Source organism: Paenarthrobacter sp. NPDC090517, from assembly GCF_044769165.1.
GTDB lineage: Bacteria > Actinomycetota > Actinomycetes > Actinomycetales > Micrococcaceae > Arthrobacter.
Genome location: NZ_JBIVXN010000001.1, coordinates 245,461 through 264,332, shown reverse-complemented (window position 1 = coordinate 264,332; position 18,872 = coordinate 245,461). Strand labels below are relative to the sequence as shown.

Annotated in this window: 17 protein-coding genes; 8 read left to right on the top strand and 9 right to left on the bottom strand. The window is 61.2% G+C overall.

The window, feature by feature from the left end; genetic code table 11:
- Window positions 1-26 precede the first annotated feature (26 nt).
- From ACIQTW_RS01190 to ACIQTW_RS01180, 3 genes are read left to right on the top strand one after another with little or no spacing between them, the layout of a single operon-like run.
- Entirely contained in the window at window positions 27-1,163 is a 1,137-nt protein-coding gene (locus ACIQTW_RS01190; protein WP_402932811.1) for a type III polyketide synthase, read from the top strand.
- Window positions 1,160-1,882, top strand: coding sequence for a class I SAM-dependent methyltransferase (locus ACIQTW_RS01185; protein ID WP_402932809.1), 723 nt, complete (start codon window positions 1,160-1,162; stop codon window positions 1,880-1,882). The genes ACIQTW_RS01190 and ACIQTW_RS01185 overlap by 4 nt, the downstream gene beginning before the upstream one ends.
- Complete coding sequence (locus tag ACIQTW_RS01180; protein ID WP_402932807.1) at window positions 1,875-3,014, top strand: FAD-dependent oxidoreductase; 1,140 nt, start codon at window positions 1,875-1,877, stop codon at window positions 3,012-3,014. Before ACIQTW_RS01185 ends, ACIQTW_RS01180 begins: the two co-directional genes overlap by 8 nt.
- 17 nt (window positions 3,015-3,031) lie before the next feature.
- Here ACIQTW_RS01180 and ACIQTW_RS01175 read toward each other — a convergent pair whose 3' ends face one another.
- Window positions 3,032-3,439, bottom strand: a complete 408-nt coding sequence (locus tag ACIQTW_RS01175; protein WP_402932805.1) for a nuclear transport factor 2 family protein — start codon at window positions 3,437-3,439, stop codon at window positions 3,032-3,034.
- 53 nt (window positions 3,440-3,492) lie between these two features.
- Here ACIQTW_RS01175 and ACIQTW_RS01170 point away from each other — a divergent pair, with 53 nt between their 5' ends.
- A complete protein-coding gene (locus tag ACIQTW_RS01170) occupies window positions 3,493-4,167 on the top strand; it encodes a peptide deformylase (protein ID WP_402932803.1) in 675 nt (224 codons plus the stop codon).
- Window positions 4,168-4,188: 21 nt separating this feature from the next.
- Here ACIQTW_RS01170 and ACIQTW_RS01165 read toward each other — a convergent pair whose 3' ends face one another.
- Window positions 4,189-6,210 carry a S9 family peptidase gene (locus tag ACIQTW_RS01165; protein WP_402932801.1) on the bottom strand — a complete coding sequence of 674 codons (2,022 nt, stop codon included), beginning with the start codon at window positions 6,208-6,210 and terminating at the stop codon, window positions 4,189-4,191.
- Window positions 6,211-6,278: 68 nt separating this feature from the next.
- On the opposite strand from ACIQTW_RS01165, the gene ACIQTW_RS01160 reads away from it, so the two are divergent.
- The 4 genes from ACIQTW_RS01160 to ACIQTW_RS01145 all read left to right on the top strand — a co-directional run bounded on the left by ACIQTW_RS01160 (window position 6,279) and on the right by ACIQTW_RS01145 (window position 9,336).
- Window positions 6,279-7,121: a methyltransferase domain-containing protein gene (locus ACIQTW_RS01160; RefSeq protein WP_402932799.1), complete on the top strand. Its 843-nt coding sequence runs from the start codon at window positions 6,279-6,281 to the stop codon at window positions 7,119-7,121.
- Window positions 7,122-7,201: 80 nt separating this feature from the next.
- Window positions 7,202-7,663 carry an NfeD family protein gene (locus tag ACIQTW_RS01155; RefSeq protein WP_402936159.1) on the top strand — a complete coding sequence of 154 codons (462 nt, stop codon included), beginning with the start codon at window positions 7,202-7,204 and terminating at the stop codon, window positions 7,661-7,663.
- A 90-nt stretch (window positions 7,664-7,753) separates the two neighbouring features.
- Entirely contained in the window at window positions 7,754-8,731 is a 978-nt protein-coding gene (locus tag ACIQTW_RS01150; RefSeq protein WP_402932797.1) for an SPFH domain-containing protein, read from the top strand.
- Window positions 8,732-8,988: 257 nt separating this feature from the next.
- Window positions 8,989-9,336, top strand: a complete 348-nt coding sequence (locus tag ACIQTW_RS01145; protein ID WP_011774875.1) for an RNA polymerase-binding protein RbpA — start codon at window positions 8,989-8,991, stop codon at window positions 9,334-9,336.
- Window positions 9,337-9,419: 83 nt separating this feature from the next.
- Here the strand turns inward: ACIQTW_RS01145 and ACIQTW_RS01140 are convergent, their stop codons facing one another.
- The 7 genes from ACIQTW_RS01140 to ACIQTW_RS01110 form a co-directional block, all read right to left on the bottom strand.
- Window positions 9,420-10,163, bottom strand: coding sequence for a polyprenol monophosphomannose synthase (locus ACIQTW_RS01140; protein WP_402932794.1), 744 nt, complete (start codon window positions 10,161-10,163; stop codon window positions 9,420-9,422).
- 426 nt (window positions 10,164-10,589) lie between these two features.
- Window positions 10,590-12,233, bottom strand: a complete 1,644-nt coding sequence (locus ACIQTW_RS01135) for an amidohydrolase (protein ID WP_402932792.1) — start codon at window positions 12,231-12,233, stop codon at window positions 10,590-10,592.
- Between the two features lie 48 nt (window positions 12,234-12,281).
- Entirely contained in the window at window positions 12,282-15,257 is a 2,976-nt protein-coding gene (locus tag ACIQTW_RS01130) for a DEAD/DEAH box helicase (protein ID WP_402932790.1), read from the bottom strand.
- Window positions 15,258-15,281: 24 nt separating this feature from the next.
- Window positions 15,282-16,118, bottom strand: coding sequence for a twin-arginine translocase subunit TatC (gene tatC / locus ACIQTW_RS01125; RefSeq protein WP_402932788.1), 837 nt, complete (start codon window positions 16,116-16,118; stop codon window positions 15,282-15,284).
- Window positions 16,119-16,124: 6 nt separating this feature from the next.
- Complete coding sequence (tatA, locus tag ACIQTW_RS01120; protein WP_402932786.1) at window positions 16,125-16,394, bottom strand: Sec-independent protein translocase subunit TatA; 270 nt, start codon at window positions 16,392-16,394, stop codon at window positions 16,125-16,127.
- Between the two features lie 36 nt (window positions 16,395-16,430).
- Window positions 16,431-16,781, bottom strand: a complete 351-nt coding sequence (locus tag ACIQTW_RS01115; RefSeq protein WP_402932785.1) for a hypothetical protein — start codon at window positions 16,779-16,781, stop codon at window positions 16,431-16,433.
- Window positions 16,782-16,790: 9 nt separating this feature from the next.
- Window positions 16,791-18,809 carry a helix-turn-helix transcriptional regulator gene (locus tag ACIQTW_RS01110; protein WP_402932782.1) on the bottom strand — a complete coding sequence of 673 codons (2,019 nt, stop codon included), beginning with the start codon at window positions 18,807-18,809 and terminating at the stop codon, window positions 16,791-16,793.
- Between the last annotated feature and the right edge of the window lie 63 nt (window positions 18,810-18,872).

Below are 18,872 nucleotides of genomic sequence, written 5' to 3'. Positions count from 1 at the left end.
CTCGGTTTACTCGCTAAGAATGAAGCATGCCGGTATACATGAGGTCCCTTGAAACCGCCGTTCCCCAAACCATCCTTGTCCAGCAGCAAGCCCGTGACGTTTTCGCAGCCCAACCGGGGCTCACAAGGCTGGGAACGCGGCTCGTGAGCACCTGCTTCGACTCAGCAGCAATAGATACCCGGTATACCGCTGTAGCGGAGCTCAGCCTCGATGCTCATCCTGAGAATCCGCAGTTTTTCGATCCCGAAACAAATCGTGTCCTTAGCCCCAGTACGAAAGTCCGGAACGAAATCTTTGCAACTGAAGCCACTAAGTTGTTCGTGGAGGCCGGCAAAGCCGCAGTGGCTCAGGCGCCGGGGATCGACCTGGATGACATCACCCACGTCATCACCGTGTCCTGCACAGGATTCTTCAATCCTGGTCCGGACTACAAGGTGGTCAGGGCTCTGGGCCTCAACCCCGCCGTCCAGCGGTACCACCTTGGCTTCATGGGTTGCTATGCAGCTTTCCCCGCGCTGAAGGCAGCCAAGCAATTCTGTATTGCTGACCCTGCGGCGGTAGTCCTGGTGATCTGTGTTGAACTCTGCTCCTTGCATGTGAGGACCTCAAACGACCCGGACACGATCATGGGGTCCGCGATATTCGGTGACGGTGCGGCAGCCGCCGTCGTAAGTGCGCGGGAACTGCAGGGACCGGAACCGGCCATTCGCCTGGACCACTTTGAGACGGTCCTGACGCCTGTAGGTGAGGAAGCCATGGCTTGGAACATCGGCGACGAAGGATTTGAAATGGTCCTTGGCTCGTACGTCCCCCATATCATCGAGGAACACATCACCGGTGCCCTGGAGCCGCTGCTCGCCAAGGAGCCTTCCGTAGCTGGCCTCCCCTACCGCGACATTACCCACTGGGCCATCCATCCCGGCGGTCGCAGCATCCTGGACAAAGTGGAGTCCAAATTGGAACTCAGCAAAGAGCAGTTGGTTCCGGCGCGGGAAACACTGAGGGAATACGGGAATATGAGCAGCGCTACTGTGCTGTTCGTCCTGAAGTACATGCTGGAGCAGCCGGTCAGTGAACGTGAGGAGCGTATATGTTCCATGGCGTTCGGCCCCGGCCTGACGGTGGAGACAGGACTCTTTACGCTGGTCTCCCCTGCCCTGTGAGGCCTTGGGGATCCCTTCAGGAGAGGGACCTGCACGCCGTCGAGGAGATGGACAGAGCTGATTGCGATCCCAGGCGCCTCAACAGGACTTACGCTCGTTTTCCCGTGGTGAACCGGCTGCTATCCGGCTGGCGCGGGACGTATCGTCGACGACTCCGTCCGCTGTTGGCAACGAACGGCGCAGTGACCCTTCTGGACATCGGAAGCGGCAGCGGGGATGTGGCAAGGAGCCTTGCGCGGTGGGCCCGGCGGGATGGCTTCAGGCTCACCGTGACAGCTATTGACCCGGATGAGCGAGCCTTCGCGTTTGCCTCCAAGGTGCCTCGCGTGGAGGGTGTCAGCTACCGTAAGGCACACAGCTCCGAGTTGGTCGCTGAAGGCCGGAAGTTCGACGTCGTCATCTCCAACCACATCCTTCATCACCTCGATCCGGGACAGCTTGCGGCGGTCCTCCACGATTCGGAGTTGCTGAACCGGGGCCTTTGCCTCCATAACGACCTCAACCGCAGCAACATCGCGTACCTTCTGTTCCTGGCGGGCTTTTGGCCGTTGGGCGTAGGCTCCTACATTTGCGGGGACGGTTTGACGTCCATCAGGCGCAGTTTCACCGCGGCGGAACTAACAGCAGTTGTTCCGTCCTCATGGTCAGTAGAACGAAACGGGCCGTGGCACCATCTCCTTGTGCATGATGCTGAGCACCGATTGGAGGACCGTGCCTGACGTTGTGATCGTTGGTGCCGGCCCGGTGGGGCTGTTCATGGGGGTTCTGTTGCTTCAGCGAGGGCACCAGGTACGCATACTGGAGCGCCGGAGCAACAGGAGCAACAGGAGCAACAGTTCGCGGGCCATTGGAATCCACCCCCCGGCATTAGCGGAACTGGCGCGCGCTGGAGTTGCCGGGCCGCTGGTAACTGCCGGGGTGCACATCACCCGGGGTGTCGCTTACAGCCGGCGACGACGAGTGGCCGAGCTCTCGTTCGACGGCGATCCAGCCTTTCCCTTCATCCTTGCCGTTCCGCAGATGGTCACCGAGGAACTCCTGGAGTCTGCGGTAAAGGAATTGGATGCGGACGCGGTCGTCCGGGGTGCCTGCGTCCAGGAGATCGACGACGCCGGCGGCACCTTGCGCGTCCGGTCAGATTCGCCTTCCGGCAGCTCGGAAGCAGCAGCCCGTTTGGTGATAGCCGCCGACGGGGCGCATTCAACCATCCGTAAGCGCTACCTGCCGGGTGTACCCTCCCGCACCTATCCGGACTGCTACATCATGGGCGATTTCCCGGATAGCACCGGGCATGGCTCCGACGCCGTCTTGTACTTGGAACCCGAAGGAATCGTAGAGTCGTTTCCCCTGCCAGGAGGCGTCCGGAGGTGGGTTGTCAGGCTGGGCGCACCGCATAAGAATCCGACACCGGCGGGACTGGCTGAGCTGATCACGGCCAGGACCGGTGAGGTGGTGGACATAGCTGGAAACTCGATGCTGAGTGCTTTTGAAGTACGGTCGAGGCTGACTCAGCGCATGGTTCACGGCAGGGTGGTGCTTCTTGGGGATGCGGCGCACGAAATCAGCCCCATCGGCGGGCAGGGAATGAACCTCGGCTGGTTGGATGCCGCAGCTCTGGCGCCCATCATGGATGCATCCCTGCGGGGGGCCAACGTAGGACGCGATGTGGCTAATTTCGAGAAGTCACGCAGGAAAGCGGCGCTTCGCGCTTCACGTCAGGCCGGGCTCAACATGGCACTGGGCAGACCGCTGCCGCCTCCCGCCATGTCAGCAAGGAACACGCTCTTTGCAAGCGCCCTGGCTATACCGGCAGTTTCAGAACTGGTGGAGCGTCGCTTCACTATGCGCTAATGATTCCAAGGCGCTAGCTATTCCGGCGTCGTGTAGTAGCAGTCGTACGTGTCCTGGCTGATGATCAGGCCGTCCCGCAACTCGAAGACCGCAGTGCTCCTTGCTCGGATGGTATCGCCCCGGTCCCAGTGCGGAAGGTCAAGAAGCAGCGTGGCTGTCCAGTTCATCTCCAGCACCACCCGGTTGTCCTGGCTCGTTGTGCGGACCACCTCAAAGCGCTGATCGGAGACGATGTCCTTGCTGTGGTCGGCGCCAGCCAACGTTTCGGCCAGGTTCCGCGTGGAACCCGCTTTGGACAAGGCGTGCGGCCACTCCGTGAGCTTGAAATCGTCGGCCAGGAAAGGCCGCAGTTCAGCAGCCCCGCCGCCGGCTTCAACCGTTCGAACAAACCCGAGTACACAATCCAGAGGCGTGGAATCGATCATTCGTCGAGCCTAGCCCACACTCTCGAATGCCTTCATCGCGTTAGGCTCACTGTATGACGCACCAACCTCACCCTGAGGCTACGAGCCCTGCCACGGACTACAACCCCACCCGGATACGTGACGCTGTCCGTCGCTTGCTTGATGCACAAGGGCTTCCACCAATTGTGCAGGCCGGGCACCCCGTATTGCGCCAGCAGGCCGCCCCCTATGACGGCCAGGTTGATGATGCTGAGTTGGTGGCTTTCATCGAGCGGATGAAGGACGTCATGCATGACGCCCCGGGCGTGGGACTGGCTGCCCCGCAGCTGGGTATCCCGCTGCAGCTGGCTGTCTTGGAGGACAAATATGAGGTGGACCCTGAGTCGGCCGCGGTACGTCACAGGGAACAGCTGGAATTCTTCGCTATCATCAACCCGGAGTACCGTCCGCTGGGCACTGAGACTGCCTCGTTTTATGAAGGGTGCCTCTCCGTTAGCGGGTATCAGGCAGTTGTGACACGCCACCGGAACGTGGAACTGCGCTACACCAATCCCGCGGGCGAACCCGTGGAAGAGTGGTTCTCGGGGTGGCAGGCCCGCATTGTGCAACACGAAACGGACCACCTCCACGGCGTCCTGTATCTGGACCGGGCCGAACTTCGCTCCCTGTCCAGCAATGCTGAACACTCGGCCCGGTGGTTTGCGCCGGAGATTGACGAGGCTCGCCGGGCTCTTGGATTCCTTCGCTGACGCCGAATCCGGCCAGTACGGCTACGGCTGGTCCTCCGAGTGATTGGCATCCGTTGGAAGGTACTGAGCCCACCAGCGAAGGATGTGATCAAAGCGCTGCTTCCGGTGATGAGGCGTCCCGGACCGTGACAATTCGTGGTCTTCCCCGGGGAAGACCAGCAGGGAAGTGTCCACGCCCTGGGCCTTCAGGTGCGCGTAGTACCGCTGACCCTGTTCAATGGGGCACCGCAGATCGTTCTCGCTGTGAATCACCAGGGTAGGTGTTTCGACACGGGAAACCACGGCCATGGGACTTTGGGCAGCCATCTGCTCCGGTGTTCCTCCGGTGTATTCTGCCCCGAAGAACCAGCCGATGTCAGCTGAACCCAGAAAGCTGACCGGGTCCAGGAAGCCGCGCTCCACAATCGCACCCTTAAACCTGTGATCGTGGGCGATGGTCCAAGCGGTCAGGTAGCCACCATAGGAACCTCCCATGATCCCCACACGGTCTTTATCCAAGGCGTCAAAAGAGGCCAACACTGAGTCGAGAAACGCCAGCACGTCCTGCATATCCAGCGTCCCCATGCGTTCCTTAATGGCGCGCCCATGGGCTTGGCCGTAGCCGGCAGACCCTCGTGGATTGCACATCACGACGGCGTACCCTGCAGCGGCGTAAACCTGCGCTTCATCGAAGAATGCGCCGGTGTACTGGGCGAACGGGCCGCCATGGATGGTGAGTAGGACCGGGTGCGGGCCTGGGCCATCGGGCAGGACGACCCAACCGTGAACGGGGTGTCCGTCGGTGGATTCGGCGTCGAAGTCCAGAGGTTCCGTTACCCGTGAGTTGTTGCGCAGATTGGCGGAGAAATCCGTAAGGAGGCGTATCTCTCCCTGTTCAAGTGACGCCACATCTCCCGCCGTTGAGGAATCGGAGAAACTTACGGCAATTTCCCCGTTGGCAGCCATCGTCGACCCGATGACTACCCGGGCACCGTGGACCAGGGGTGTGATCCCACCTTCCGCTGTGACGTCCAGCAGTTCGACACTTCCCAAGGCTGTGTTCAGCACCAGCACACTGGCGGGTCCGCTGGGTTCCAGCGGACCGGACACGTCCAGATGTTCCTCGTCGGTTAGCGCTACGGCCTCTCCCCCTGCGACGGGCATGACATACAGGACAGAATTCCGAGCCACAAAGTCCTTGCCGGTGTGTCCTAAGTCCTGGGCCACGTAGAACAGCCAACGGCCGTCCGTGGAGGTGCGGACAGCAGTGACAGTCTGCAACTTCCTGTTGGAAGGTTCGACGACGGTCGGCTGGCCCCCGCCGGCGCCGATCCGATAGACGGAGGTGACCAGATCGTCGTCGTGTCCTTCATGGAAGGCGGCAACGAAGTACAGGAGGGAGCCGTCAGCTGAAAAGCACGGTGACTCATGGTCGGAGTCACCAAACGTGACCTGCTGTGCGGGAGGAACACCGGTAACCTTCGCACTCGGCTGTTCGTGGGCAGCCCGCCCACGCGGAACGACTACCGGTTCGCCGCCCAACTCCGGGACCTCAACAACAAACAGCTGTTGACGCTGGTCCGCGGTATATCCGAGGCCGTTCATCCTGTATTGGTTGGTAGTGATCAGTCGGGCATCTTCATCGCCGGATGTGACTCCATCAACGGTTCCGTAACGGCCTTGCTCGGGCACGCGGGACTCGAACGCGATGCGATGGGAATCCGGCGCCCACACGAACCCACCCACCCCGGCTTGCTGATCCGTGATCCGTTGTGGCTCGCCGCCTGCGGCCTCCACGACGAATAGTTGCGGCTTTCCGTCCGGGTCGTTCCTGAGGAACGCCAAAACCAGGCCATCGGGAGAGAAGGCCGGAGAACTGTCCCGGAAGCCTCGCGTGATGCGTCGCGGATACTTGGTGGTGTCCAAGGGAATGCTCCACAGCTGGCCGACGTAGCTGTCAGCGTCAAAGTCCGGTCTCACGACAGAAACCACCGCCTTGCTGCCATCGGGGTGGATTGCCGGGGCGGAGACAGAGTTCAGCAGGTGCAATTGCTCGGGTTTCACGTTGGTGAGCCTAGCCCGGCGGTTCAGTACCCGGCACCTGACACTCCGTCCGCCGTAGGATTGAAGCCATGTTGTCCCACGCTGTTGCTGCCCTCCGCTGTCCCGTTTGCCAAGGGTCATTCCAGCTCAGGGAAGGCCAGCCACGGACTCTCGCTTGTGAGGCCGGTCATCTCTTCGACGCCGCGAAACAGGGCTACTTCAACCTGCTGACGGGAAAAGGCACGGTGTTCGAAGCGGATTCTGCAGACATGGTGGCAGCCCGGCACAGGTTCCTGGACGCCGGTCATTACTCCGGGCTTTCCCAAGCCCTTGCCCTGGCAGCCGCCGGACCACTTCAACGTCCTGACGCGCTGGTTCTGGACGCCGGCACCGGCACCGGGCACTACCTGCACGCGGTCCTTCAGATGTCAGGGGCTACGGGAATTGCTGTGGACATTTCCAAGTTCGCATTGAGGCGCGCCGCCCGGCTCAATCCACATGCCGCCAACCTTGTTTGGGACGTTTGGCGTCCGCTCCCCATGGCGGACAACAGTGCGGACGTGGTCACAGTAGTCTTTGCCCCGCGCAACCCCGCCGAGTTTGCCCGTGTGCTGCGGCCAGGGGGCTCGTTGATTGTTGTGACACCCAGGCCAGGTCACCTTGCTGAGATCGCGGCCCGGACAGGGATGCTTGGCATTGAAGAGGGCAAAGAAGAACGGTTGGCGGAATCCATGAAGGGTTATTTTGACTCAGGCTCCAGCCAAAGCCTGGATCTTCCCTTGCTGCTGAGTGGTCAGGAGGTAGCCGACTTGGCCTATATGGGTCCGGCGGGGCACCACCTGCAGCGTGAAGAGTTGGCGGAGCTGGCTGCATGGGTGGGCCCCGTGTCCACCACCGCGAAGTTCCGGATCACTGAATTCGCAGCGTCCTGACGTGGGACGGAACGTCGGGCTAGGATGGAGGAACAGTGACTGTGATCCCGCTCGCGGGATCCGGGACCAAGGGGGAAATGATGTTTGAATGGCTCGGCGAGAATTGGTGGGCCCTCTGGCTCACGGTCTTCCTCGCGTTTGCGGTGGTGGAGATGCTCACCCTCGACCTCTTCTTCATCATGCTGGGCGGCGGTGCCCTTGCCGGGCTGATTGCTGACTTCGCGGGGGCTGACTTCTGGCTCCAGATCGTGATCTTCTCCGTGGTCTCCCTCCTGATGATTGTCTTTGTCCGTCCTGTCGCCATGAAGCACCTGCACAAGGGGCCAGCGGAACAGCGCAGCAATATCGACCGGCTCATCGGTCAGTCCGCTCTCGTCATCGAAGCGGTGAGTGGAACCAGTGGATTGGTCAAGATTGGCGGCGACGTGTGGAGCGCCCGCAGCACCGCCGGTGTTCTCGACGCCGGTTCGACAGTTCAGGTAACCAGGATCGACGGCGCGACGGCGGTAGTAGACTCGCCTGCCGGGAACAGCCCGCGCTAGGCGCACCCTTGAATTTCTGCGGTTGCCAATCCGGGCAGCCTGCCCGGGTCCAGTCGCATCAACCACGCAATTGGGGAATGAAGGAGATGTATGGACGGCTTAGGAGGAACAGCAGCGGCAATTGTGCTGATTGTTCTCGTCATTTTTGTGATCATCGTGTTGGTCCGTTCGGTGAGGATCATCCCGCAGGCACGTGCCGGCGTCGTTGAACGCCTTGGCAAGTACCAGCGGACGCTTAACCCGGGACTAACCATTCTGATCCCGTTCGTCGACCGGCTGCTGCCCTTGCTCGACCTGCGCGAACAGGTGGTGTCGTTCCCGCCTCAGCCGGTCATCACCGAGGACAACCTGGTGGTCTCGATTGACACAGTTGTCTACTTCCAAGTCACCGATCCCAGGGCAGCAACCTACGAGATCGCCAACTACATCCAGGCCGTAGAGCAGTTGACCACCACCACGCTTCGTAACGTGGTGGGCGGGCTCAATCTCGAAGAAGCCCTTACATCCCGCGACCAAATCAATGGCCAGCTACGTGGTGTCTTGGACGAAGCTACGGGCCGCTGGGGAATCCGCGTGTCCCGCGTCGAGCTGAAGGCGATTGATCCGCCCCACTCCATTCAGGACTCGATGGAGAAGCAGATGCGCGCCGAACGGGATCGCCGTGCGGCCATCCTGACCGCTGAAGGCACCAAGCAGTCGCAGATTCTCACCGCCGAAGGCCAGCGGCAGGCAGCCATCCTTGCTGCTGAAGGTGACGCGAAAGCGGCTATCCTCCGGGCAGACGGTGAAGCCCAAGCCATTCAGAAGGTCTTCGACGCTATTCACAAGGGCAACCCGGATCAAAAGCTCCTTGCCTACCAGTACTTGCAGACCCTTCCCAAGATCGCGGAGGGAAGTTCGAACAAGCTCTGGATCATCCCGAGTGAAGTCGGCGAGGCACTCAAGGGCATTGGCGGCGCCCTTGGCGGCAATACCGGGGACTCCCCCGTGGGGCTTTTCGGAAACAGTGAACAGCCCAGGACTTCAGAGCCGGCAGCAGCAGCCCCGCAGCCTCGGCCAGCTGAATAACTCACTGTTGCAAGGTCACCGAGCGGTCAGCCATTCAGGCTGGCCGCTCGCTTGTTTATGGCCCTTTTGAGTACTGGGCGTTGAACCGCGTATAATGGGATATTTGTCCGGCTGGTTCAGCGTGGATGGAACATTAAAGCTTGGCCAAGCGTTGCAATTAGTGATGCAAGGTGTGCAGAAGTAGTCCGTAAGGATCGTGAAAACGGCTTGCGGCTAGCGCGGAGTTCCTGCTCCGCGAACAGACAGAGGGAGTAATCATGAGCGATCGCAGCCTGCGGGGTATGCGTCTTGGCGCCCAAAGCATGGAAACAGAATCCGGCGTTGAACCGGCACCGCGCCAGCGGGTCGAGTACCGTTGCGAGGATGGCGAGCAGGTCTTCGTGACCTTCTCCTCCGAAGCCGAAATTCCCCCCGTATGGGTTTCCAAGACCGGCAAGGAAGCACTGCTGGTTGATGGCGAGCGACCTGTGGATGCCAACGAGAAAGCCGTCCGCACCCACTGGGACATGCTCCTGGAGCGCCGCAGCCTTCCCGAGTTGGAGCAGATCCTTGAGGATCGTCTGAACATCCTGCGTGAGCGCCGTGGAGAGCGCCGCTCCGCATAGTCGGCTACTGATTCAAAGACAAAGGCCGGGTCCGGTTCCTTAGGGGAACCAGACCCGGCCTTTCTGCTTGCAAAGGTCCTGGGTTACTTAGCTACTGCGGGCGACTTGCGGGTGAGTTTTTCCCAACGTGCTGCCAGTCCCCATTTGGTGACGTTGATCATGGCTTCCACAACAATGTTGCCGCTCATCTTCGATGCCCCGAGCTCACGCTCGACAAAGGTAATGGGGCGCTCCTCGATGCGGAGGCCAAGCTTTGCCACGCGCCACGCGAGGTCAACCTGGAAGCCGTAGCCAACCGACTCGACTTCGTCCAGGTTCAGCGCCTCCAGGGTGCTGCGGCGGAATGCCCGGTAGCCGCCGGTTACGTCCTTGATCTTGACGCCCAGCATGATGCGGGCGTAGGTGCTGCCGATGCGGGAGATCGCCTGGCGGTAGAGCGGCCAGTTAACCACACTGCCACCGGGAACCCACCGGGAACCCATGGCGAGGTCTGCTCCCTCTTTGACGGCGTCGAGGAGAAGCGGCAGTTGCTCCGGCTTATGCGAACCGTCGGCGTCCATTTCAACCAGGACGTCATAGCCCGCGGCTAGTCCCCATTTGAAGCCGGCGATGTAGGCGGCCCCCAGGCCTTCCTTGCCCTTGCGATGCAGGACATGCACCTGGCTGTCCTCTGCCGCGAAGCCGTCGGCAAGCTTTCCCGTGCCGTCAGGGCTGTTGTCGTCGACCACCAGGACATCGGAGTGGGGTACTGCTGCGCGCAGCCGTCCCAATGTCACGGGGAGCGATTCCAGCTCGTTGTAGGTGGGAATGATCGTCAGGACACGCAAGAAGAGGCCTTTCCTTGATGGAGCGGTCAGTGTGCCGGAGCAGCCTGGCGGCTGGCGTTCTGGCGCAACTCTCCATTATAGGACGACGGCAGGGATTCATTTGGCTGGTGTGGCCCCGGACACATGGTCCGGGTAGTGGCTGAACGTTGATGGGCAGGTCCACAAGCCCGGGACCAGTGGCGCTAAGCGACTAACATCGCCATCGAACTGTTTTCCGGATCTGTGTGGACCTGCCCACTAATCTGCCGCCACCACGAACACGCTCCGGCCGCGACCGGACCACCACGCCACGGCCACAGCCCCTGCGTTGATTGTCCGTTGAGCCTCAATGCTACGGACTCACCCTAAGCTGTCAATCAGCCAATGACCTGCGGCGTCGTGCATTGCCCCAGTTCAGACCGCTCATCCGAGCGGGAAAATAATGCTTCACACCCTCAGCGACTCGTGCGCGAACAACTCGTGGCCCTCGCGCACTGTCTGAAGGCACCTTGGATCGCTGCCGGTGTCCAGGGCTGGCAAAAGCGGGGTCCTCGCCCGCGGATCAGTGCTCCACGACTGCACCCGGCTATCAGCAACCTGGACCATCAATTCGTCGACTTCCCACACAGCAAAACTCGCGGGTGCGCCGGGGACCAATTGGCCCATGAGCGGGTTCCGGTGTTTGGTAGCCCGCCACCCCGCACGCGTATGGCCTAAGAACGCGGCACGAGCCGAGATCCTTTGCTCAGGGTTGCTGTGCTCCAGGCAAGCACGCACGCTCGACCACGGGCGGAGAGGGGTGACCGGGCTGTCACTGCCGAAAGCAATGGGGACACCGCTGGCGTAGAAAGAAGCAAAGGGGTTCATCGTTTGCCTGCGGCCACCCAACCGCTGTTCGTAGAGCCCGCCTGGTTGACCCCAGGCGGCATCGAAACCGGGCTGTACGCTGACCGACACCGAGTACTTGGCCAGCCGGTCGATGGCGGACTGGTCAGCCATCTCCACGTGTTCAAGCCGATGGCTGGCGGCCCGGATGCGCTGCTCCCCCACCTCTGCGGCCGCTGCGTCCAATGCGTCCAGCACTGCCCCGAGGCCAGCGTCACCTATGACATGAAAGCCAGCCTGGACTCCCAGGAGAGACGTGGCCACAAGATGTTTGGTGGCGTCGTCCACTGACAGGTACAAACTGCCGCGTTGGCCCGGTGCATCCGTATAGTCGTCCACGAGGGCAGCCGTGCGGGAGCCGATTGAACCATCAATATTCAGGTCACCGGCAAGGCCCAGGACCCGCGTGCCCAGACTGTCCAGAATCGACTGGGCGTGCGCCTCCGAGGTCGCCAGCTCACCCCAGTAGGGAAGCACCTCAGGTAAGTTCCAATCTTCGTTCCAGGACGTGGCCATTTGCAGGTCTTCGGACCCGCAAATGTGAGGTGCAGACATCTCGGCCACGGCTACATAGCCACGGGAAGCCGCTTCCCGCAGGGCCGTTTCCTGGTATCCGCGCCTTTCGTGCTTCGGGAACGTCCGGGCCGTCAGCCGGGCGGCAGTGTGTGCCGCACGAACAACGCGGGCGGTGCCGGAAAAACCATCGACGCCGTCCAGCCCTGCCGCTGCAGCCAACGACGATGAAACCAGGGCGGAGTGGACGTCGATGCGGGACAGGTAGACAGCCCGCCCGGCAGACGCCCTTTCGATTTCCTCCAAGGTAGGGAGCGCGGGATCGTGCCACGTCGTTTCATCCCAACCGTGACCCAGGAGTGTACCTGTGCCGCTGGCGGAGGCAACGGCGTCGAGCAGTTCCGCGGCTGAACGCACCCCGGAGAGCTGAAGGCCTGACAGGGCAAGGCCTGTCTCTGTCAGGTGTGCATGCGAGTCCACGAATCCCGGTGCCAGGAGGGCTCCGCGGAGGTCGATGACCTCCATGGATGAGTCAACTATTGAAGTAGCTGCCTGTTCAGAGCCGACCCAAGCCACGGTATCGCCGTCCACCACCAGCGCGGTGGCAAAAGGATCTGCGGCGGTGTAGATCGAACCGTTGCGGTACATGGTGACCCTGCGGTCCTGGCCGGCGGGCACGCCTGGCTGATTCATGCGTTGTGCTCCTCGAGCGTTGAAAACATTCAATGAGAGTAGGGTGCGCTAAGCCACTGTGGAGTAGGCCACGACGCCGCGTCGCACCAAGTCGATGCACTCGCGGCAAATGCGGGCCAAGCGTGGGTCGAGTTGAGGGATCTTGGCCAGCTGGTCAAGGAGGTCCACCACTTGCTTGGCCCAGCGGACAAAGTCGCCGGCCGCGAGGTCGGTTCCGCTGAGCACGTCCTGAAGATGACGTCCCTTGGCCCATTTGTACATGGGCCACATCAGTCCAAGTTCGGGTTCCCCGGTCAAAGGCAGCCTGTTGCGTTCCTCGGTGTCCTCCAGCTGGGACCATTCGCGGATAACTATGTCTATGGCTGATTCCAAGGCAACGCTGGGCATCCTGGGTCGCAGGCCGCGGTCTTCCCGTTTGGCTTGGTAAACCAGGGTGCTGGCAAGCGAGGCCAGTTCGGCGGCGTCGAGGTCGTTGATGGCACCGCGACGCACCGTCTGGGAAATGAGCAGGTCCTTCTCACCGTAGATCCGCCGCAGCCGCTGCCCGTCGGTGCTGATGGTGACATGGCCGGCGTCGTTGGTTTCCAGGTAACCGTAGGCCGACAGAACATCACAAACGCGGTCGAACGTCTTGGCTATGGTGTTCGTCCTGCCTTGGATTTGCCTGACCAGCCCATCGGTTTCCCTGCGCAACTTCCACCAACGCTCCGACCATCTCGCATGGTCTTCGCGTTCGCTGCAGCCGTGGCAGGGATGAGCCCGGAGGGCCCGCCGTAGGTCCGCGATCTTCTTCTCCTGATCCGGCAGCCGCGCCCCGAGGCCAAAGTCTTCGTGCCTGCTGTTGCGACGGCTGTGGGGGGCGTCCTCACTGATGGCATGCCGCATGGACGAAGCGAGGTCCCGGCGGGATTTGGGGACCTTGGCATTGAAGGATTTCGGAATACGGATACGTGTCACTGGCGACACCGGACCATCGAGGTCGTGGACACCGATGCGCCGCAATTGGTTATCAGAGGTGAGGACGGAGGGCCTTGGTTCCCGGGCGTTGCGGTCTACCTCCAACACCACGGCATGTCCTGCCAGCCGGCCGCTGTAGATACTAATGACGTCACCGGGGATCAGACGTGCAAGGGAATCCGCTACATGCGATTTACGGGCCCGCTGATGGTCGCGGGCAGCGAAATTCTCGGCATCGCTGAGTTCACGCCGCAGCTTTGCGTATTCGGAGAAATCACCCAGATGGCACTGCATGGACTTGGCGTAGCCGGCAAGCGATTCTTCGCGACCCCGCACCTGACGGGCAAGGCCTACCACCGAGCGGTCAGCTTGGAATTGGGCAAACGAGGATTCCAGGATTTCACGGGCTCGGACGCGTCCGAACTGGGCAATCAGATTGATGCTCATGTTGTACGTAGGCCTGAAACTGGAGTTCAGGGGGTAAGTGCGTCGGGAGGCAAGGCCAGCTACGGCAGCCGGATCAGTTCCCGGCTGCCACAGCACAACGGCATGGCCTTCGACGTCGATACCACGACGTCCGGCGCGACCAGTGAGTTGGGTGTACTCCCCCGCCGTGATGTTGACGTGCGCTTCACCGTTGAACTTTTCCAGCTTTTCAAGCACGACGCAGCGTGCGGGCATATTAACGCCTAGAGCCAGTGTTTCGGTGGCGAAGACTGCCTTGACCAGGCCGTCGGCAAAGAGCTTTTCCACTACTTCCTTGAACGTGGGAAGCATGCCTGCATGGTGGGCAGCAAAGCCCCTGATGAGACCGTCGCGCCAACCCCAGAAACCGAGGACGTCGAGGTCGTCCGCTGGAATTTCGTGGCTCGCCTCGTCCACCCGCTGGGCAATGACCTGTTGTTCGCGTTCGGTGGTCAGCCAAAGTCCCGACGCTGCGCACTGAGCGACGGCAGCGTCACAGCCGGCCCGCGAGAAGATGAAGGTGATGGCAGGCAGCAGATCCTGACGCCTGAGGCTCTCAATGACTTGGGGACGGCTGGCTTTCCGCACAGGACTGCGCTGCTCGGGCTGCTGCCGCTCGTCGCGATAACGGTCCTGACGACGCCGGCTCCGGCCACCGTGGCCGAACCGGCCGTTCATGTTCATCCGGCTCTCGGAGCGGGCCATGGCCAACAGGTCAGGATTGACCTCGAACTCGGGGCCGGTGACTGCCTGGCGGACTGTGTCTGCAGACGAGCGCTTGGCGGAGGCGCGCCGGTGGTCAGTGGTGACAGGCTCGGCCACCACCTCATGGGCCTCGGAAAGGTCCGGCGCCTCAGCTTCCTGCATTCCCGGGGCTTGGGGCGCAATTTCGTCGAACGTTGTGTCGCCGGCAAAGAGATCCACTATTTCACGGCCCACCATGACGTGCTGCCAAAGCGGAACGGGACGGTGTTCGGAGACGATGACGTCGGTATCGCCCCTCACCGTATCCAGCCAGGCGCCGAACTCTTCCGCGTTGGAAACCGTGGCACTCAGCGAGGCAACCTGCACTTCGCTGGGCAGGTGGATAATGACTTCTTCCCATACGGCACCACGGAAGCGGTCGGCCAGGTAATGAACCTCGTCCATGACCACAAACCCAAGATCGCCGAGGGTTTCGGAATCGGCGTAAAGCATGTTCCGAAGAACTTCGGTGGTCATGACCACCACGGGAGCTTCGCCGTTGATGGTGGTGTCACCTGTTAGCAAGCCAACGTTCGCTGACCCGTATTTTGCTGCCAACTCCGAGTACTTCTGGTTGCTCAAAGCCTTGATGGGAGTGGTGTAAAACGCCTTGAGTCCACGTTCCAAGGCCAGATAGATGGCGAACTCGCCAACGATCGTCTTACCAGCACCGGTGGGGGCTGCTACCAGAACGCCGCGGCCTTCCTGGAGCGACCTGCACGCCTCACGTTGGAAGTCATCCAGTTCAAAGTCCAGGGAACGTGCGAATGCGCCCAGATAAGTTTTTGACTCAGCCGCCCGCTGGGCAGCCGCCTGATAACGGTCTGATGGAGATGAAGACCCGGAAATGGAGGACATGCATCAAGCCTAGTGGCCCAAGGTCTAGAGATTCTCCAGATCCGTGGCCGGGGTTGCGATGTCTGCAGTGGCTTCAGTCTCAGCTGCCCGCTTGATGGCCCGGCGCTCACGGCGGCGGTCATTCAGGACGCAGACACCGATCGCCGCGAAGAACAGAAGGAGCATGGGTGCTGCAAGGTAGAACATACTCATGGCGTCAGCGCCTGGAGCGGCCATCGCAGCGAAAAGGCACACCAGGAAGATGGTGATTCGCCAGCTCTTGATGAGCTGCTTGCCCTTAATGATTCCGGCCAGGTTCAGTCCCACCAGCACCACTGGGACGAGGAAGGCGATTCCGAAGGCCAAGAGGAGCCGGAGGACAAATGCCAGGTACACCTGAGCGGTGATGAAGTTTGAGGCACCTATGGGAGTGAAATCCGTCAGCACCCTGACGGCGTTGGGCAGCACGAGCCACGCAAGTAGAACACCACCGATAAACAAAGGAACGGCCGCCGCTACGAAGGCTAGAGCCAGGCGTCGCTCCTTCTTGTGGAGCCCGGGAACGATGAAGGCCCACAGCTGGTAGATCCATACAGGGCAAGAAATTATTACGCCGAGAAAGACGGACACCTGCACCATGAGGTCGAACGAACTGGCGACGCCGTCAAAGTTCAGCGTGGCAGCGCGTCCCTCTTTTTCGTTGAGGTCCTTGATCGGCTTGATCAGTGCTTCCAGCAGGGGCTGGTAAACAATGAAGCCTGCCACAGTCCCTACGATGACGCCGATTGCAGCCTTGAAGAGCCGGTTTCGCAGCTCCTTGAGGTGATCCAGGAGCGCCATCCGGGCTTCGGGGTTGGCCTTGCGCCCCTTCGTCTCTACCACTTCTCTTTAGACGCGGTTGGCGGGCGGTACGTCAGTCTCGCCGTTGTTCTTGGCCTTGACGTCCGGGTGGCCCACTACTTTGCCTTCCACGGCGTCGGAACCGTCCTGCGAGTCCTTGGCTTCGGAAGAACCATCCTTCTTCATTTCCCGGACCTCAGACTTGAAAATGCGCATCGACTGCCCAATGCTGCGCGCCATGGACGGCAGCTTCGGCGCTGCAAAGAGCACCAGAGCCAGGACGATGATGATGATGAGATGCCAGCCTTCGAGCCTCATGTGGGGAGGTCCTTTCCTTTTGGATACATCCTACGTCTATCTGAATTCAATGTCGTGCAGGGATTGGGGTTGACCCCGCTCGGCTTTGCGCTTGACGCGTCGTTGACGACGAACTTCCTGACGGAAGGCTTTGGCCGTCAGGTAATCATGACGCATCTGTTCCGGTGTGGCAAAAATTGCGGACCCCGGCGCGGGCCGTGGTTCGGCGGTTTCAACGTCGGAGGTTTCGCGGGAAGGAGGAAGGTTGCTGAAACGTTTACCCGCGGCAGCCAAATCATGAACAGTTGACATGAATTTCTTGTACAGGCGATAGCCCAGTGTTAGGTGCAAGAGCAACGACAGGGCTATAAGCGCGATCCACAACAGGATCCAGAACCACCAAGGCATCTGAGTAGTCTAGCCAGCCTTCGTACTCGAAGGTGAGTTGTACTGCGCCAGGGCCGCGTCGACCCACGCGCGGCTTTCCTGCCGAAGGTGCTCCGGATCGAGGATCCGAACAGTGCCGCCATGCTGCGAAACGAACATAGGAAGCCACTTCGCGTTGCCGAACCGAACTTCGGCGAGCAGGCCGCCGTCGGGCAGTGGAGCGATGCGTTCGGCGTAGTAGTCATCAGCCAATCCGGCCCCCTGTCGGGTTAGCTGGAGCACAACTTGAACGTCATCGTCGCTGGGCGTGAACAGCCGGGCCGGAAAATCCTGCCCGGCCGTTGCCGGCATGGACACGGCTCGGCCGTTGGTTTCCAACGCTTCCACCCTGTCCAGCCGGAAGTTCCTGATTCCCGCCTTGTTGTGGCAGTACGCCTCGAAGTACCACGTATTGTCCAGCGAGTAGAGCCGCAGGGGGTCCACGTCACGCTCAGTCACTTCGTCGCGTTGCAGTGAGAAGTACCTGAGCCGCAATTGCCGGCCTTCACGGATTGCCCGCGTTATGGTGGCGAACGCCTGTGACTGTTCCGGCGCCACCGATTGGCCGGAGACCGAGCCCGCCAATCGTGCAGCCTGTCCGGCAGCGCCTGTCAGCTTGATGGTGACGGATTCCAGGGCGCTTCCCGACTCCTCCTCAAGCATTCCGGCCAGTGCCGGAAGATCGCCCAGCATGGCCAGCCCGGTCAGCAGTGCAGCCGCTTCGTCTTCGCTGAAGCGCACTGGCCGGTTCAAATCGAGGTGTTCGGAGATGTAAACGTGATCGTTCTCCCATTGAATGTCCAGCAGATCGTCAGGGTACCCCTCGGGCAGCCCGGAGCAGATGAGGATCTTCAGGTCATCAATCAGCGCCTTGCGGCTGATGCCAAAGTGGTCGGCCACCTGCTGGATGTGCAGGCCTTGGTGGTGAACCAGGAAAGGTACCAACTGGAGCATTCTGGCGAGTTGGTCTTCAGAGGTGCGCTTGCGCGTGCGGGGCGCACGGCCGGCTTCGGGAAATTCAATGGGGACGGGCGGAGCGTCATCGAAGTCTGCGGCAGCTTTGAGGCGACGTTCGACGGCGGTGCGCAACTCTGCTGGTCCCGTCACCTTGACGTGGGGGCCGTAGGATGCCAACTCCTCAGCCAGCTGCTCGGGATCCCGGAATTCCACAGTGATGCGGTCACGACTGCTTGCATCCGGGGCTGCCTCAACAGACACGGCCCTTTTGCGCAAGGCAAGCAGCCTGTCCTTATCTACGTCCAGGGTGGCTTGTTGGACGGGCAGTTCATTGAGGGCGTCCAACTCCGCCCTGGCGCTGAAACCCTCGGGTGGTTGGAAACTGTTCGAGGTTACAACGCTCACTGCAGTAGTCATCCGTGAGAGCCTGAAGAGCCTTTTGGCCCCTCTCCCCCGATCCCAGCCAGCGAGGTACCACTGACCAAAGCGGCTGCCCAGCCCCCATGGCTCGACTTCACGGACTTCTTCCCGGCCGGTACTGACCGCGAGGTAGCCGAAGCGGACAGGGTGCTTGCCGTGCATGGCCGCAACGACGTCGTCGAAGGCTTGCCCGGCGGGTTTAATCCTTGGCTGGACGCCTGCAGGGAGGTCTACGTCCGTGAAGCCTCCTGCCGCCTGCAGCTTGCGGACGGCGTTAGCGGCTGCAGTTCCCAGAGCAGCGCGTTCCCACAGCTGAGCCGCCAGCAAAAGCACGGTGCTCTCCGCCGTAGTCAGGCTCACTTCAGGAAGCCGGTTGGAGTCCTTGCCGATCCGGTATCGAGTCGAGGCGGGGTCATCCGCGCCGAAGTTGCGCGGGTCTGTCAGGGTCTCGATCTCAAAGCCAAACTGCTTCAGGTCCACTTTATCGCGCTCGAACATACGTCCAAAGGCGACATCATTGTCCGCTGAATCGTGGTAGACCTTTTCGCGCAGCACGGCACGTGGAAGGCCCACTTTGGTATTGAGCAAAGCCAAGAGCAGGTTCAGTAGACGTTCAGTGCGGGATGCGGACACGGTTGCTACGTTACTAAAAACCAGCGGGAAAGCAGCAAGGCGCGTCACCTGCCGGCAAAACCG